The following is a 14,830-nucleotide window of genomic DNA, read 5'->3' as shown; positions in this document are numbered from 1 at the left end:
TGCGGATCTGCCCCATGGCTTTTTCCTTTCGCGCCCTGCGTCTGGGGCTGATCATCCTGTTCATCCTGCTCGGCACCGCCCTCAGCGCGGGCTGGGCTATGCACCAGGCCAAGCGCCAGGCCATGGAAGACGACGCCCAGCGTGCCAGCCAGCAGCTCGGCCTCTATGCCAACGCACTGCACACCCTGATCGAACGCTACCGCGCCCTGCCTGCGGTGCTGGCGCTCGACCCGGAACTGATCGAAGCTTTGCGCGGCCCAGTCAGCGAGCCGGTACAGGACGCCCTGAATCGTAAGCTCGAACGCATCAACGGTGCCGCCAACTCGTCCACCCTCGAACTGCTCGACCACACCGGGTTGGCCATCGCGGCCAGCAACTGGCGACTGCCGAGCAGCTACGTCGGCTCCAACTACGGCTTTCGCCCCTACTTCAAGCAGACCCGCAGCCAGGGCAGCGGGCGTTTCTACGCCGTCGGTGTGACCAGCGGCGTGCCAGGTTATTTCCTCGCCAGCGCGGTAACCGACGAGCAAGGCCGCTTCCTCGGTGCCATGGTGGTCAAGCTCGAATTCCCCGAGCTGGAACGCGAATGGCGCCAAGGCAGCGATATTCTGTTGGTCAGTGATGCCCGCGGTATCACCTTCATTGCCAACCAGGACGGTTGGCGCTACCGCGAGCTGCAGCCGCTCAGCGGCGCTGACCGTGCCGAACTGGCCGAGACTCGGCAATACGACAAACAGCCTCTGGTGCCTTTGCAGCACCAGGTGCTGACCCAGTTTGCCGACAACAGCCACCTGAGCCGCGTGCATGGCCCGCAGGGGGTCGCCGAATACCTGTGGGAAAGCCTGCCATTGCACGGTGAGGACTGGACCTTGCACCTGCTGCGCAAACCGCAGGTCGCGGCCGACGGCCGCAATGCCGCCCTGGGGGCCGCCGCCGTGTGGTTGAGCCTGGTCTTCGCGGCGCTGTTCGTCAGCCAGCGGCTGCGCCTGGCACGCTTGCGCCAGCGCAGCCGTGAAGCCCTCAAACGCCAGGTCGAGGAGCGCACCCGTGAGCTGCGCACCGCACAGGAAGGCTTGGTGCAATCGGCCAAGCTGGCTGCACTGGGGCAGATGTCAGCCGCCATGGCCCACGAGATCAACCAGCCCCTGACCACCCAACGCATGCAACTGGAAACCCTGCGCCTGCTGCTCGACCATGGCCGCTACGACGAGGCCCGCCAAGCCCTGGAGCCGCTGGAGCAGATGCTCAGGCGCATGGCCGCGCTCACCAGCCACCTGAAAACCTTTGCCCGCAACAGCCCGGTCGGGCTGCGCGAGCGGCTGGACCTGGCCTCTGTGGTCGACCAGGCCCTGCACCTGCTGGACACGCGCATCCGCACCGAAGGCGTCGAAGTGGCGCTGTACCTGGCGCGCCCGGCCTGGGTCCGCGGTGATGCGATCCGCCTGGAGCAAGTGCTGATCAACCTGCTGCGCAACGCCCTCGACGCCATGGCCGACAAACGCTACAAGCGCCTGGAGGTCCGCATCGAGCTGGATAACGACCTGTGGCGCCTGAGTGTGCTCGATTCGGGAGGCGGTATTGGTGATGAGCACCTGGCCAAGGTCTTCGACCCGTTCTTCACCACCAAGCCGGTGGGTGAAGGGCTAGGCCTGGGCCTGGCCATTTCCTATGGCATCGTGCATGAGGCGGGCGGCCAGCTGCAGGCCGAAAATCTGCCTGGCGGCGCACGCCTGAGCCTTACCCTGCCCCGCGACCTGGAGCCTGTATGTTGAATTCAGTGATCGTTGTCGACGATGAAGCCAGTATCCGTACCGCCGTCGAGCAATGGCTGAGCCTGTCCGGCTTCAGCGTGCAACTGTTCGCCCACGCCGAAGCGTGCCTGGCACAACTGCCAGAGCACTTTGCCGGGGTGATCATCAGCGATGTGCGCATGCCGGGCATCGATGGCCTGCAGTTGCTCGAACGCCTGCAAAAGGCTGACCCCGACCTGCCGGTGATCCTGCTGACCGGCCACGGTGACGTACCGATGGCGGTGGAGGCGATGCGCAACGGTGCCTACGACTTCCTCGAAAAGCCCTTCACCCCGCAACACCTGCTGGGCAGCCTGCGCCGTGCCCTGGAAAAGCGCCAGCTGGTGCTGGAAAACCGCCGGCTGCACGAACAGGCAGACTTCAAGTCGCGCCTCGAAGGCACGCTGCTGGGCATGTCCCAAGGCCTGCAGCAACTGCGCCGGCAGGTACTGGACCTGGCCGGCTTGCCGGTCAATGTGCTGATCCGCGGCGAAACGGGCAGTGGCAAGGAGCGCGTGGCCCGCTGCCTGCACGATTTCGGCCCGCGTGCGGCTAAGCCCTTCGTTGCCCTGAACTGCGCGGCAATCCCCGAAGCGCTGTTCGAGGCCGAGCTGTTCGGCCATGAGAGCGGTGCCTTCACTGGCGCCCAGGGCAAACGGATCGGCAAGTTGGAATATGCCAATGGTGGCACGGTGTTCCTCGATGAGATCGAGAGCATGCCCCTGGCCCAGCAGGCAAAACTGTTGCGCGTGCTCCAGGAACAGAAGCTCGAACGCCTGGGCGCCAACCAGAGCATCAGCGTCGACTTGCGCATCATCGCCGCGACCAAACCCGACCTGCTGGAAGAAGCCCGTGCCGGGCGCTTTCGTGAAGACCTCGCCTACCGCCTGAACGTCGCCGAGCTGCGGCTGGCGCCGTTGCGTGAACGGCGTGAAGACATCCCGTTGCTGTTCGAGCACTTTGCCCGTGCTGCCGCTGAGAAGCTGGGCAGAACGGCGCCGGTGCTCAGCGCCAGCCAGCTGGCTCAGCTGCTGTGCCATGACTGGCCGGGCAATGTGCGCGAGTTGGCCAACGCGGCAGAGCGGCACGCGCTGGGGCTGGGTTCGCCGAACAGTGAAGTGGTGCCGGCCGGGCAGTCGCTGGGCGAGCAGATGGAAGCGTTCGAAGCGCAGTGTTTGCGGGCGGCGTTGCGCCAGTGCAAGGGCGAGATCAAGGGGGTGATGGAGGCTTTGCAACTGCCGCGGCGGACGTTGAACGAGAAGATGCAGCGGCATGGGCTGGTGCGGGAGGATTATATCGAGAGGTAGGCGGTTTTCCGCTTATCTGATGTGCGGGGTAAGCGGATATTTGCTTATGGCGGCTAGTTTGGGGCTGCGCTGCAGCCCTTCGCGACGCAAGGCCGCTCCTACACGGGCGCGTTGCCAGGCCTTGGTAGGCGGGCTGGGTGCCATGCGTGCCCGCAAATGAATCACTTCGCACCCGTTTGGCACACCTTCTGCAATCACTGTGGCAAGCAGCGCTCCGGCGCGCTCCACAAAAACAACGAGAAGGTATCCCTGATGGATAACGCCACCTCCCTGCCCACCGGGGCGGCCATTGCGCCGGCCGCAGAAAAAACCACCGCCAGCCGCCTGAAGTCGATTTTCAGCGGGTCCATCGGCAACATGGTCGAATGGTACGACTGGTACGTCTACGCCGCATTCTCGCTGTACTTCGCCAAAGCGTTCTTCCCTGCCGGCGACACCACTGCACAATTGCTCAACACCGCCGCGATCTTTGCCGTGGGTTTCCTCATGCGCCCGATCGGTGGCTGGCTGATGGGCCTTTACGCCGACCGTAAAGGCCGCAAGGCCGCACTGATGGCCTCGGTGCTGCTGATGTGCGCAGGCTCCCTGGTCATTGCCCTGACCCCTGGCTATGAAACCATCGGCGTCGCCGCCCCGATCCTGCTGGTGCTTGCGCGTTTGCTGCAGGGCCTGTCGGTGGGCGGTGAGTACGGCACCTCGGCCACCTACCTCAGCGAGATGGCCAGCAAGGAACGCCGTGGCTTCTTCTCCAGCTTCCAGTACGTGACCTTGATCTCTGGCCAGCTCATTGCCCTGGCGGTGCTGATCATCCTGCAGCAGACGCTGACCACCGAGCAGCTGTATGCCTGGGGCTGGCGTGTGCCCTTCGTGATCGGCGCGCTGTGCGCGGTGGTTGCGCTGTACCTGCGTCGCGGCATGGAAGAGACCACCTCCTTCACCAAGAAGGAGAAGGCCAAGGAAAGCCTGATGCGCACCCTGATGCGTCATCCCAAGGAGCTGATGACCGTGGTCGGCCTGACCATGGGCGGCACCCTGGCCTTCTACACCTACACCACTTACATGCAGAAGTACCTGGTCAACACGGTGGGCATGAGCATCACCGACTCGACCACCATCTCGGCCGCCACGCTGTTCCTGTTCATGTGCCTGCAACCGCTGGTCGGCGGCTTGTCCGACAAGATCGGCCGACGCCCGATCCTGATCGCCTTCGGTGTGCTCGGCACCCTGTTCACCGTGCCGATCCTCAGCACCCTGCACACCGTGCAAAGCTGGTGGGGCGCGTTCTTCCTGATCATGGCTGCGCTGATCATCGTCAGCGGCTACACCTCGATCAACGCAGTGGTCAAAGCCGAGTTGTTCCCGACCGAAATCCGCGCCCTGGGCGTTGGCCTGCCGTACGCCCTGACCGTATCGATCTTCGGCGGCACCGCCGAATACGTGGCCCTGTGGTTCAAGAGCAACGGCATGGAAACCGGCTTCTACTGGTACGTCACCGGCTGCATCGCCTGCTCGCTGTTGGTGTATGCCACCATGAAAGACACCAAGCAGCATTCGCGGATCACCACTGACTGATTCAGGTCCGCGGGTCTTGAACAGGGGCGCTCCTTCATGGGGGCGCCCCTTTTTTGCTGGGTTGTGGATGCCTGGCGATTATATTTGGGCCACCAGGTGCCTGGCTTGATTTTTTCAAGGGGACGAAGATAGAGCGCCGCCCGCGCGGCGCATCGCGAGCAAGCTCGCTCCTACATCTGCTTCGGGCCAATTATTCCTGAGGCATTGGCGCGCCCCCCTTGGTGCTCGCCTCAATATCGCGTCGTACGAACAAGGCCGTCGCGCGCAAATGCCCAGGCCGCACTGGCCCGAAACAGATGTAGGAGCGAGCTTGCTCGCGATGCGCCGCGCGGGCGGCGCTCGATCATGTGAGCCGATTAGCGGACTTATTCGGCTCACGGGTGCCTGGCCCCGCTACTACACGCAGGCATCGCGCATTTCTGGTTCGTCACGCCGCCCATCAGCACCACTACCCGCAACGTCCCAGTAACGCGCCAGGTTTCCTATCTTAATGCCCCATTAATTCCGCGCCGTCATGCTGCAATGGCTGACGAAGCGATGATGCGCGCCCTGACAATACACATCAGGCCCACTGCCTGATTCACCGTCAGCATGGGTTAACCAATCGATAAAAACGATATTTAGACGCTATTTTTTGCGCTTTTTAATCAATTTTATCAGCGTAGGATTAAACCCATAGAAACAACAACCCCTCGCCACCCTGGAGCAACGACCATGAAAAACAAACTGATCCTCACCCTGGCCCTTTCGGTTTTCGCTGCTGGCGCCTTCGCCGAAGACGGCTTCGATCGTACCAATGCCCATACCTTCGCAGCGGTGCAAACCCAAGCCGCCACTTACGCCGAAGATGGTTTTGACCGCACCGGCGGCCAGCGCTTCGCCGAAGACGGCTACGACCGCACTGGCGCCCAACGCTTCGCTGAAGATGGCTTCGACCGCACCGGCGGCCAACGCTTCGCCGAAGACGGCTTCGACCGCACCAACGCTCACCGCATCAGCTGACCGCTGATGCGCGTACCCAGCCCGGCTTCGGCCGGGCTTGATCATTTTCAGGCGGGCACAGGCTTGGCACACTAGAGGCCTTCGTCCCCAAGAGGTAGGGCAAGCAAGCCCAGCACCGATGTATTACTACGAACCTGCCAAAGGCCACGGCCTGCCCCACGACCCCTTCAACGCCATCGTCGGCCCCCGCCCCATTGGCTGGATCTCGTCCCACGACCGCGAAGGCCGCCTGAACCTGGCGCCCTACAGTTTTTTCAACGCCTTCAACTACATCCCGCCGATCATCGGTTTCTGCAGTGTCGGGCGCAAAGACAGCCTGAACAACATCGAGCAGACCGGCGAGTTTGTCTGGAACCTGGCGACCCGGCCTTTGGCCGAGGCGATGAACCAGAGCTGTGCGGCGGTAGCGGCAGACATCGATGAGTTCGCGTTGAGCGGCCTGACGCCAGCACCGTCGCGTGTGGTGCAGGTGCCCCGCGTAAGCGAAACGCCGGTGGCGTTCGAGTGCAAGGTCAGCCAGATTGTCCAGCTGCAGCGGGCAGACCAGGCGCTGGTGCCCAGCTGGCTGATCCTGGGTGAAGTGGTGGCGGTGCACATTGCCGAGCACCTGCTCAAGGACGGCATCTACGATACCGCTGCCGCTGAGCCGATCCTGCGTGGTGGCGGCCCGGCGGATTACTTCGAACTGGGCAACCTGTTCAAGATGGCCAGGCCGCAGGTGGGCGACTGATCACCAGATCAGCTCGCCCTCATCACTGACGCCCTGCAGGCGTTCGAGTTCGGCGCAGGCGGCCTCGTCGGCCGCCATGGCCCCCTTAAACACCTGGCCGTCCAGTACCTTGTGAAAGCGCGGGGCGCCGCCCATGCCAAGCGCTTTCACCGCAATGGCCGCGTTGTAGCCACCCCCTTCCACCGGGACCATCGCCGAAACCGCTTCGAACTGCGGGAATTCTCTACGTGCCATGCTGCGCTCCGCGCCATTGATCAAGGGCGGCATTCTAACCTGCACACACCGGCGATCAATCGAAGGTATGCAAATCCAGGCTGCTGACCACCTGAGCCTGCACCAGTTCACCGAACACCTCCAGGGTCGGTGACGCGAAGTAGCCGCTCATCGCCTGCTGGTCGCGCCAGCTGCCGCTGAGCAACCAAAGGTCGGCGTCGGCCTGCGAGCGCTGGACCGTGAAGCTAAGGCAACCCGGTGTACGCAAAGAGGGCTCGAGCAGATCGCGCAGGCGCGCGCCCAGCTCTGCCGAACGTCCGCTGCTGGCACGAATGAAAGCCAAGTGGGTGACCGGTTGTCGTTGGGTCATTGCACGATCTCCTTGAAGCAGGCGGACGAAAAACCAGGCTGCCAAGGTTAGAGGCTGGCGCGCGCGACGCGTTAGGCTATTACTGCACGGCGATTGCCTGATCCTGCAGCACGGCAGGATCAGGCAATCGCCGTGCAGCTTTCGACTAGCGCCCGCCATTGCCCAAACCTATGCTGCGTCAGTCAGTAGAGGAAGCCATCATGACCACCGCCACGCCCATCGAGCCGTCCCTGGAAGTGCAACGCCAGGAGCTGGCCGAGCTGATCCGCCGCCATGCCGGCGAGCCCCAAGGCACGGTGTCGGCCATCGACGACCTGTATCTAGTGCGCTACACGGAAAACATCCGCGCCATGCCTACCTTGGCGTTGCCGGCGTTGTGCATCCTGGCACAGGGCAGCAAAAGCCTGTTCCTCGGTGACGAGCAGTACGCCTATGACCCGCTGCACTACATGGTGGTGTCGGTGACCTTGCCGATCAGCGCGGCCAAACTCGATGCCAGCCCCGAAAACCCCAGCCTGGGCTTGCGACTGGACCTGGACCCGGCCGAAATCAGCCAACTGATCGCCGAAAGTGGGCCGATGTTGGTGCCCAACCTGCCGTCCGGCCGTGGGCTGTATGTGGAGAGGACCGACGCACAGCTGCTCGACGCGCTGCTGCGGCTGATCCGCCTGCTGGATTCGCCACGGGACATTGCCATGCTGGCGCCGCTGTTCCGCCGAGAAATTCTCTACCGCCTGCTGCGTGGCCCGCAGGGCTATCGGCTGTATGAGATCGCCTTGGCCAACAGCCAGACCCACCGAGTCTGCCAGGCCATTACCTGGCTCAACCAGAACTTTCAGCAGCCGCTGCGCATCGAGGACCTGGCCCGGGAGGTCAACCTCAGCACCTCGACCTTGCACCATCGGTTCAAGGCCGTGACGTCCATGAGCCCGCTGCAGTACCAGAAGCAATTGCGCCTGCAAGAGGCACGGCGGTTGATGCTCAATGACGGGCTTGAAGCCGCAGTGGCGGGCTATCGGGTAGGGTATGAAAGCCCGTCGCAGTTCAGCCGCGAATACAGCAGGCTTTACGGCGCGCCGCCGATTCGCGATGTAGCGCGGTTGCGGGCCCCGGCCGGGTAAGTTGTGCACGGCCTGTACCGGCGAAGGGTCGGTACAGGCCGGCAGCTTTTTACGCGACCACCGCCGCCTGCCACTGATTCTGGTCAACCTGGATCAAGGTCGGCCCCTTGCGCTCCACCGCACGCCCCAACGCCGCCTGCAACTGCGCGACATCAACCACATGCTCCGCTTCGGCACCCAAGGCCCGGGCCACGCCGATGAAGTCCGGGGTATGGATATCCACGCCGACCGGTTCGATGGCGCGATTGACCATGTACTTCTTGATTTCCTCGTACCCTTGGTTGTTCCACAACAGCACGATCAGTGGTACCTGGGCCTCCACCGCACTGGCCAGCTCCGGCAGGGTGAACTGCAAGCCACCATCGCCGATCAGGCAAACCGACGGCGCACGCTCGGCGATTTGCGCGGCGCTGCCCAGCCAGGCGCCCATCGCCGCTGGCAATGCATAGCCCAGGGTGCCGTAACCGGTCGAGGCATTGAACCAACGGCGCGGCTGGTCCATGTCCAGCGTGAAGTTGCCGGAGTACACCGGCTGGGTCGAATCGCCGACCAGAATGGCGTTGGGCAGGCGCTCGAGGATACTGTTCAGCAGGCGCGTCTGGCTCAGAGTCGGCTGGTCCCAGCCGCTCGCCAGGGCCTGGCGCAGCTGCTGCACGCGCGGCTGCCCCCAGCCACCGTCACGCGCCGGCAGCGGCTGCCCCTGCAAGGCCGCGCACAGCGCCTCGGCGGCCAATTCGGCATCGGCGACCAACGCCAGCTCGGGCAAGTAGTTGCGCACTGTCTGGTCCGGGTCGATGTCGATCCGCAGCAGACTGCCCGGGATCTCGAAGCCGCCCTTGAAGGTCACGTCATAGTCGGTTTCGGCAAGTTCGGTACCGATGGCCAGCACCACGTCCGCCTCGGCCACCAACGCCCGCGTGGCCGGCAGCGACTGGGTGGAGCCGATTTGCAACGGGTGATCAGATGCCAGCAACCCCTTGGCATTGATGGTCAATGCTACCGGTGCCTGCAGCAGCTCCGCCAGGCGGGCCAAGGGGGCGCCAGCGCTCAACGCACCACCACCCGCCAGAATCAGCGGGCGCTTGGCCTTGGCCAGGCGCTCGGCCATCAACGCTACGGCCTGGGGGGCTGCACCTGCGCGGCTGCTGCGCACCGGACGGCCTGGCAGCAAGTGATCGGCTGGCTCGACCAGCACGTCCAGTGGGATCTCGATATGCACAGGGCGCGGGCGGGCGCCCTCGAACACGGCAAAGGCGCGGGCCAGTACCTGTGGCAGGTCGTTGGCGCTCATCAGGGTCTGCGAGAAGGCTGCCACGCCCGACACCAATGCAGCCTGGTTCGGCAACTCGTGCAGCTTGCCGCGGCCGCCGCCCAGTTGATCGCGCGATTGCACGCTGGAAATCACCAGCATCGGGATCGAATCGGCATAGGCCTGGCCCATGGCGGTGGTGATGTTGGTCATCCCAGGGCCGGTGATGATGAAGCACACCCCTGGTTTGCCCCGGGTCCGGGCATATCCGTCGGCCATGAACCCGGCGCCTTGCTCGTGGCGCGGGGTGATGTGACGAATGGAAGAAGACGCCAGGCCGCGATAGAGCTCGACGGTATGCACGCCTGGAATGCCGAAGACATGGTCCACACCATAGCCTTCAAGGAGTTTGACCAGTACTTCGCCGCAGGTTGCCATGTGTTTTTACCTTGAGTCTTGTTGGAATCTGCCCGTATTGGACCCAAGCCAACGCTATCGCCACAATGCAAAAAAACACATACTAGCCATGTCCCCACGTCATGGCTTAATGCAATGAAACGGCTCCCGCCCCTGCCCGCCCTGTACACCTTCCTGGTCACAGCCCAGCACTGCAATTTCACCCGTGCGGGGCAGCAGTTGCACATCACCCAAGGCGCCGTCAGCCGGCAGATTGGCGCACTGGAAGCGCACCTCGGTTACGCCCTGTTCCAGCGCCAGGCCCGCGGCCTGAGCCTGACGCGTGAAGGCCAGGACTGGTTGCCGCGGGTGCAGCAGGTGTTTGCGCTGGTCGAACAAGGCGTGCGTGAAGTGGGTGGGCATCGCGCCACCTTGCAGCTCAAGGCGCCGACCTGCGTCATGCGCTGGCTGCTGCCACGCCTGATGGAATGGCAGGCGCTGCGCCCCGACGTACCGGTAGAGCTGACCACCACGGTGCAGCATGGCGTGGACTTTCGCCGCGAAGGCTTCGATGCGGCGGTGGTGTACGGCAGCCTGCCGAACCATGGCCTGCAAGTTCGCAAATTGTTCGACGAGCAGCTGACACCTGTCTGCGCGCCTTCACTGCTGGAAGGCGCCTTGCCGCTGGCGCAGATCGACGACCTGATGCGCCACATGCTCCTGCACCCCTCGCGTGACGAGCACGACTGGCGGCTATGGCTGCAGGCAGCTGGCGCGACGTTTGCTGCACAAGGGCCGAAACAGCATTTCGAGACCTTGGACATGGCAATGGCCATGGCGTCGCAGGGCACCGGGGTAGCCATTGGCGATTGGTCGCTGATCGGCGATGACCTGCACGGCGGACGGCTGTGCATGCCTTTTGGCTTGAAGGTGACGACCGGCAAGGGCTATTACCTGGTCAGCCAGGCCAAGCACCTGCCTGCCGGCCTGGTCGAGCTGATGGACTGGCTGCAGGCGCGCGCCAACCGCGATCCCTTGTAGGAGCGGCCTTGCGTCGCGAAAGGGTCGCGCAGCGGCCCCGGGTTTTCGGGTGCCAGCAAGAACGTAGGGGGCCGCTGCGCGACCCTTTCGCGACGCAAGGCCGCTCCTACACGAGGCCGTGCTGCGGCTCAGTACCCGACAGTAAACCGCGCCCGCGAATGCGCCGGCTTTTCCAGCTCATCGAGCATGGCAATCGCGTAGTCGGCAAAGGTGATCCAGCTCTTGCCGGCGGCACCGATCAGCAGATGATCCTTGCCCAGCGTGTAGTGCCCGCTCCGCTCGCCCTCGACAAACTCCGCCGACGGCGACAGGAACGTCCAGTCCAGATTCTGCTCCTGGCGCAGCACCTCGAGAAAGCGCACGCCGGCACTCGCCTCGGCTTTGTAGGCCTCGGGGAAGTCCGGGCTGTCGATCACCCTGTGCCCGGAAGGCAGCAGCAGGCTGCCGGCCCCGCCCACCACCAGCAGGCGCCTGACCCCGGCGCGCTTGACTGGCTCGATGATCGCGTGCGCGTCGATAGTTGCAAAGTGCGCAGCGCTCAACACCGCGTCCACACCGGCGACAGCCGCTTGTAGCGCCGCACTGTCCTTGACGTCCAGCGCCTTGACCGTCACCCCATCACGCCCCTGCAGCCGCGACGGGTCGCGGGCAATGGCCACGACACTGTGGCCACGGCGCAGGGCTTCTTCCAGCAACTGGCTGCCGGCTCGGCCGGTGGCACCAATGATTGCGATCTTGCTCATGGGAAACACTCCATCAATTGAACGGAATTACCACTTCATCTCGCCCTTGGCGACCTTGGCACCGAGCTCCAGCGAGCTCTCGTCAGCCAGGCCGGGGTAGCGTTTTTTCATCGCCGCGATCAACGTAGCGGCATCTTTCGCCTTGGCGGCTTCGGCATCGAACGCTTCAACATAATTGGCCGTGAAGCGGACAGCGGCGAGCGAACGGCTGCTCTGGCCCAGGTAATGGCCGGGCACAACGGTGCGCGGCGCCAACTGCTCGATGTGCTTGAGCGTGCCCAGCCAGTCGGCATGCGACTGGGCCGACTGGGTATCGGCCATCCACACGTGGATATGCTCCGCAACCACCACGCCGCCGACGACTGCCTTGATCGACGGAATCCAGACAAAACTGCGATCAGGCTGCGGCCCGTCCAGGCCGACCACCTCTAGCGTCTGGCCTTCCAGGGTCAGGCGATCGCCCGCGAGGACCTGTGGCACGACCAGCCGCGCCGGTTTGTCCGCGCCCATTTGCGGGCCCCAGTAGGCCAGCTTTGCGTCCATGGTCTGGCGAATGTGCGCAACCGTGGGCGCCGAGGCTACCACCTTGGCGGCGGGGAACGCCTGGGTCAGCGTGTCGAGGCCGAAGTAGTAGTCCGGGTCGCCATGGCTGATGTAGATGGTGGTAAGCCGCTTGCCGCCTGCACGCAAGCGCTCGACCACCTGTTCAGCCTGCGCCTTGCCGAACTGGGCGTCGACCAGGATGGCATCGTGGGCGCCGCTGACAATCACCGAACTGACCGGGAAAATGGCCTCGTGCCCAGGGTTGTAGACGTCCAACTGCAACGGCTCGGCGGCCAGGGCCGGGCCGGTCAACGCAACACAGGCCAGTAACAGGCCACGCAAGGGAGTGAATAGCGACATCGCAACGGTCCGTCTGTAGAAGAATGATCAACAGCTTAGTTGCCAAATCCATGACAAAAAATGCGATGCTCGAACATAGTTTGTTTCTAAAATCGGGCAAATCATGGACCGTCTCAACGCCATGCGCGTTTTTGTCACTGTTGTCGATTTGGGCAGCCAGTCTGCGGCAGCGGATCACCTGCAGCTGTCGCGGCCAGTGGTTTCACGCTACCTGGCAGAACTCGAGGAGTGGGTCGGCGCGCGGCTGATGCAGCGCACCACGCGCAAGCTGAGCCTGACCGCCGCTGGCCAGGAAACACTGCCCCGCTGCCGCCAACTGCTGGAACTTGCCGGCGACCTGCAGGTTGCCGTACGCCAACCGGACGACGCGCCCCGCGGCGCGCTGCGCATCAGCGTCAGTACGTCATTCGGCCAAGCGCAACTGGTGGATGCCGTGGCCGCGTATGTTCGGCGCTATCCCGGGGTGAAGGTTGAACTGCAGATGCTCGATCGCACGGTCAACCTGGTGGATGAGCGCATCGACCTGGCCATCCGCACCAGCAACGATCTGGACCCGAACCTGATCGCCCGGCGCCTGACCGTGTGCCGCTCGGTGGTGTGCGCGGCACCGGGCTACCTGCGCGAACATGGGACGCCGCAGCGGGTTGAGGAACTGAGTGGGCACAATTGCCTGACCCATGCCTACTTCGGCCACAGCCTCTGGCATTTCGAGGTGCAGGGCCACGCCATTGCCGTCCCGGTCGAGGGCAACATCAGTGCCAATGAGGCCATGACGTTGCAAAAGGCGGCACTGGCCGGTGCGGGCATTGCCATGCTGCCAACCTACCAGGCTGCCGCTGCGCTGCGCACGGGCGCACTGGTGCGCCTGCTGCCCGAAGCACGGCCGCGCGAGCTCAACCTGAATGCGGTGTATACCTCGCGCAAGCACATGCCGGCGACCTTGCGCAGCATGCTGGACTTTCTTGCACAGCGGTTCCGGGACGAGCCGGAATGGGACAAGGACCTGATGTAAGCCCACGGCGCCGCGAATTGGCCTACGCTTACCGGTATCACCTGGCGCGGTAACAGGAGGTGAGCACCATGGGCATCAAGACAAGAAGGTTCGCAGTGGTGATGGCGCTGTTTGCCGTTGCCGGGCTTTACGGCTCAGCCTGCTGGCGGGTCGAACTGCTCCGCGACCAACCCAGCTCGGCAGCCAATTGTCAGCACGCGCACTGCGTGCCGCAAAGTGCAACCTTGAGCGCCGTCCGTTGAGCTGACGGCGCCCTGCCGGTCACTCCTCGACGCTCATGTATTCCTTGGCCCAGCGGATGTAATCCTCGGGCTGGGTGTAGGTGTGCGAGAGTTCGGTGGCGTTGAGGTTCTCGGACCTGTTCTGCTGGCCGCGCTGCAGGCGCAGGCAGTCGTAGGTGGCCTTGATGGCAGCAAAGTACGCCGCATGGCCATCGACCACGATGCGCACGCCCAGGCGTGCCAGGCGTTCATCATCACGCAGGTTGGGGTTGGCGTAAGTCACCAGCATCAACGGCACGGTCAGGTGCTCGGCAATCTGCTCAAGCTGCTCGAAATCCTTCACCCCCACCATGCAGATCCCGTCGGCACCGGCTTTCTGATAGCTCTGGGTGCGCACGATGATTTCTTCGGTGCTCAGCACACCGGCGTTGGTGCGGGCGATGATCGACAGCGACGAGTCGACCCGTGCTTCAAGCGCCGCGCGAATCTTGCCGACACCTTCGTCGACTGGAATCAAATCGGTGGACTTGCGCCCGAACTGGGCCGGCAGCAGCGTATCTTCGATGGTCAGTGCCGCAACGCCGGCACGCTCCAGTTCGATGACCGTGCGCATGACATTCAGCGCGTTGCCGTAGCCGTGGTCGGCATCGGCCAGCACCGGCAGTTGCGCCACACGGCCAATACGTGTGGCCTGCTCGACGAACTCGCTGAGCGTGATCAAGGCAAAATCCGGTGCGGCCAGCACCTGCAGCGAAGCCACCGAACCACCAAGAATACCGACTTCGAAACCCAGGTCAGCGGCAATGCGCGCCGACATCGGGTCGAACACGGACGCTGTGTGGTAACAGGAACCTGAAGCGAGCAGCTCGCGGAAGGCAAAACGCAAATCTTGGTGGGAAGCCCTGGGCATGATCACTCCGCAATAACGTGAAATTGAACGGTTGCTACCAACCCCTGAATCGGGTCTACCTGACCTGTTCCAACCGTCGCCATCTGGGCGGTCATGCTCGACATGCAGGCAGAGGAATAAAAGGTGTGGGATACAGCGACACGAAAACCCTGCGGCAATTAGCTGCACCAAGCTGGTGCAGGCCACGGATCACAGCCCCTGCGGTCCAGCCACGATATCACGCGGCCATGCCTCACTGGATGAATGCGCC

Annotated in this window: 15 protein-coding genes; 9 read left to right on the top strand and 6 right to left on the bottom strand. The window is 63.7% G+C overall.

Features of this window, described 5'->3' with window-relative positions:
• The first annotated feature begins 14 nt into the window (after window positions 1–14).
• The 5 genes from DJ563_RS26240 to DJ563_RS26220 all read left to right on the top strand — a co-directional run bounded on the left by DJ563_RS26240 (window position 15) and on the right by DJ563_RS26220 (window position 6,401).
• Complete coding sequence (locus DJ563_RS26240) at window positions 15–1,772, top strand: sensor histidine kinase (RefSeq protein ID WP_434518574.1); 1,758 nt, start codon at window positions 15–17, stop codon at window positions 1,770–1,772.
• On the top strand, window positions 1,766–3,097 hold the full coding sequence (locus tag DJ563_RS26235) for a sigma-54-dependent transcriptional regulator (RefSeq protein WP_434518573.1): 1,332 nt from the start codon (window positions 1,766–1,768) through the stop codon (window positions 3,095–3,097). Before DJ563_RS26240 ends, DJ563_RS26235 begins: the two co-directional genes overlap by 7 nt.
• A gap of 252 nt (window positions 3,098–3,349) precedes the next feature.
• Window positions 3,350–4,669: an MFS transporter gene (locus DJ563_RS26230; protein WP_274098012.1), complete on the top strand. Its 1,320-nt coding sequence runs from the start codon at window positions 3,350–3,352 to the stop codon at window positions 4,667–4,669.
• Between the two features lie 714 nt (window positions 4,670–5,383).
• On the top strand, window positions 5,384–5,671 hold the full coding sequence (locus DJ563_RS26225) for a hypothetical protein (protein WP_033702740.1): 288 nt from the start codon (window positions 5,384–5,386) through the stop codon (window positions 5,669–5,671).
• A gap of 118 nt (window positions 5,672–5,789) precedes the next feature.
• Window positions 5,790–6,401, top strand: coding sequence for a flavin reductase family protein (locus tag DJ563_RS26220; RefSeq protein ID WP_274098011.1), 612 nt, complete (start codon window positions 5,790–5,792; stop codon window positions 6,399–6,401).
• Here the strand turns inward: DJ563_RS26220 and DJ563_RS26215 are convergent, their stop codons facing one another.
• Together DJ563_RS26215 and DJ563_RS26210 are read right to left on the bottom strand one after the other, a co-directional pair.
• On the bottom strand, window positions 6,402–6,668 hold the full coding sequence (locus DJ563_RS26215; protein WP_434518572.1) for a hypothetical protein: 267 nt from the start codon (window positions 6,666–6,668) through the stop codon (window positions 6,402–6,404).
• 22 nt (window positions 6,669–6,690) lie between these two features.
• Window positions 6,691–6,984: a putative quinol monooxygenase gene (locus tag DJ563_RS26210; RefSeq protein WP_033702743.1), complete on the bottom strand. Its 294-nt coding sequence runs from the start codon at window positions 6,982–6,984 to the stop codon at window positions 6,691–6,693.
• 200 nt (window positions 6,985–7,184) lie between these two features.
• Between DJ563_RS26210 and DJ563_RS26205 the strand changes: the two genes are divergently transcribed.
• Window positions 7,185–8,105 (top strand): AraC family transcriptional regulator, encoded by a 921-nt coding sequence (locus DJ563_RS26205; RefSeq protein WP_033702744.1) that lies wholly within the window; start codon window positions 7,185–7,187, stop codon window positions 8,103–8,105.
• A 49-nt stretch (window positions 8,106–8,154) separates the two neighbouring features.
• Here DJ563_RS26205 and DJ563_RS26200 read toward each other — a convergent pair whose 3' ends face one another.
• The gene (locus DJ563_RS26200; protein WP_434518571.1) at window positions 8,155–9,792 is read right to left on the bottom strand and encodes a 5-guanidino-2-oxopentanoate decarboxylase; all 1,638 of its coding nucleotides are present in this window, start codon (window positions 9,790–9,792) and stop codon (window positions 8,155–8,157) included.
• A gap of 114 nt (window positions 9,793–9,906) precedes the next feature.
• Here DJ563_RS26200 and DJ563_RS26195 point away from each other — a divergent pair, with 114 nt between their 5' ends.
• Window positions 9,907–10,791, top strand: a complete 885-nt coding sequence (locus DJ563_RS26195; protein ID WP_033702746.1) for a LysR substrate-binding domain-containing protein — start codon at window positions 9,907–9,909, stop codon at window positions 10,789–10,791.
• Window positions 10,792–10,919: 128 nt separating this feature from the next.
• On the opposite strand, the gene DJ563_RS26190 is transcribed toward DJ563_RS26195, so the two are convergent.
• Together DJ563_RS26190 and DJ563_RS26185 are read right to left on the bottom strand one after the other, a co-directional pair.
• Complete coding sequence (locus tag DJ563_RS26190) at window positions 10,920–11,534, bottom strand: NAD(P)-dependent oxidoreductase (protein WP_434518570.1); 615 nt, start codon at window positions 11,532–11,534, stop codon at window positions 10,920–10,922.
• A 27-nt stretch (window positions 11,535–11,561) separates the two neighbouring features.
• Entirely contained in the window at window positions 11,562–12,437 is an 876-nt protein-coding gene (locus DJ563_RS26185; RefSeq protein WP_258714074.1) for an MBL fold metallo-hydrolase, read from the bottom strand.
• Window positions 12,438–12,540: 103 nt separating this feature from the next.
• On the opposite strand from DJ563_RS26185, the gene DJ563_RS26180 reads away from it, so the two are divergent.
• Together DJ563_RS26180 and DJ563_RS26175 are read left to right on the top strand one after the other, a co-directional pair.
• On the top strand, window positions 12,541–13,449 hold the full coding sequence (locus tag DJ563_RS26180) for a LysR family transcriptional regulator (protein WP_274099307.1): 909 nt from the start codon (window positions 12,541–12,543) through the stop codon (window positions 13,447–13,449).
• Window positions 13,450–13,517: 68 nt separating this feature from the next.
• A complete protein-coding gene (locus tag DJ563_RS26175) occupies window positions 13,518–13,691 on the top strand; it encodes a hypothetical protein (protein ID WP_167334470.1) in 174 nt (57 codons plus the stop codon).
• A gap of 19 nt (window positions 13,692–13,710) precedes the next feature.
• On the opposite strand, the gene DJ563_RS26170 is transcribed toward DJ563_RS26175, so the two are convergent.
• Window positions 13,711–14,580 (bottom strand): isocitrate lyase/PEP mutase family protein, encoded by an 870-nt coding sequence (locus DJ563_RS26170; RefSeq protein ID WP_033702750.1) that lies wholly within the window; start codon window positions 14,578–14,580, stop codon window positions 13,711–13,713.
• Window positions 14,581–14,830 lie beyond the last annotated feature (250 nt).

The organism is Pseudomonas sp. NFX1 (assembly GCF_051123555.1).
Taxonomy (GTDB): domain Bacteria; phylum Pseudomonadota; class Gammaproteobacteria; order Pseudomonadales; family Pseudomonadaceae; genus Aquipseudomonas; species Aquipseudomonas capeferrum.
The sequence above is the reverse complement of the archived record's forward strand: the minus strand, read 5'-3'. Positions and strand labels throughout refer to the sequence as shown.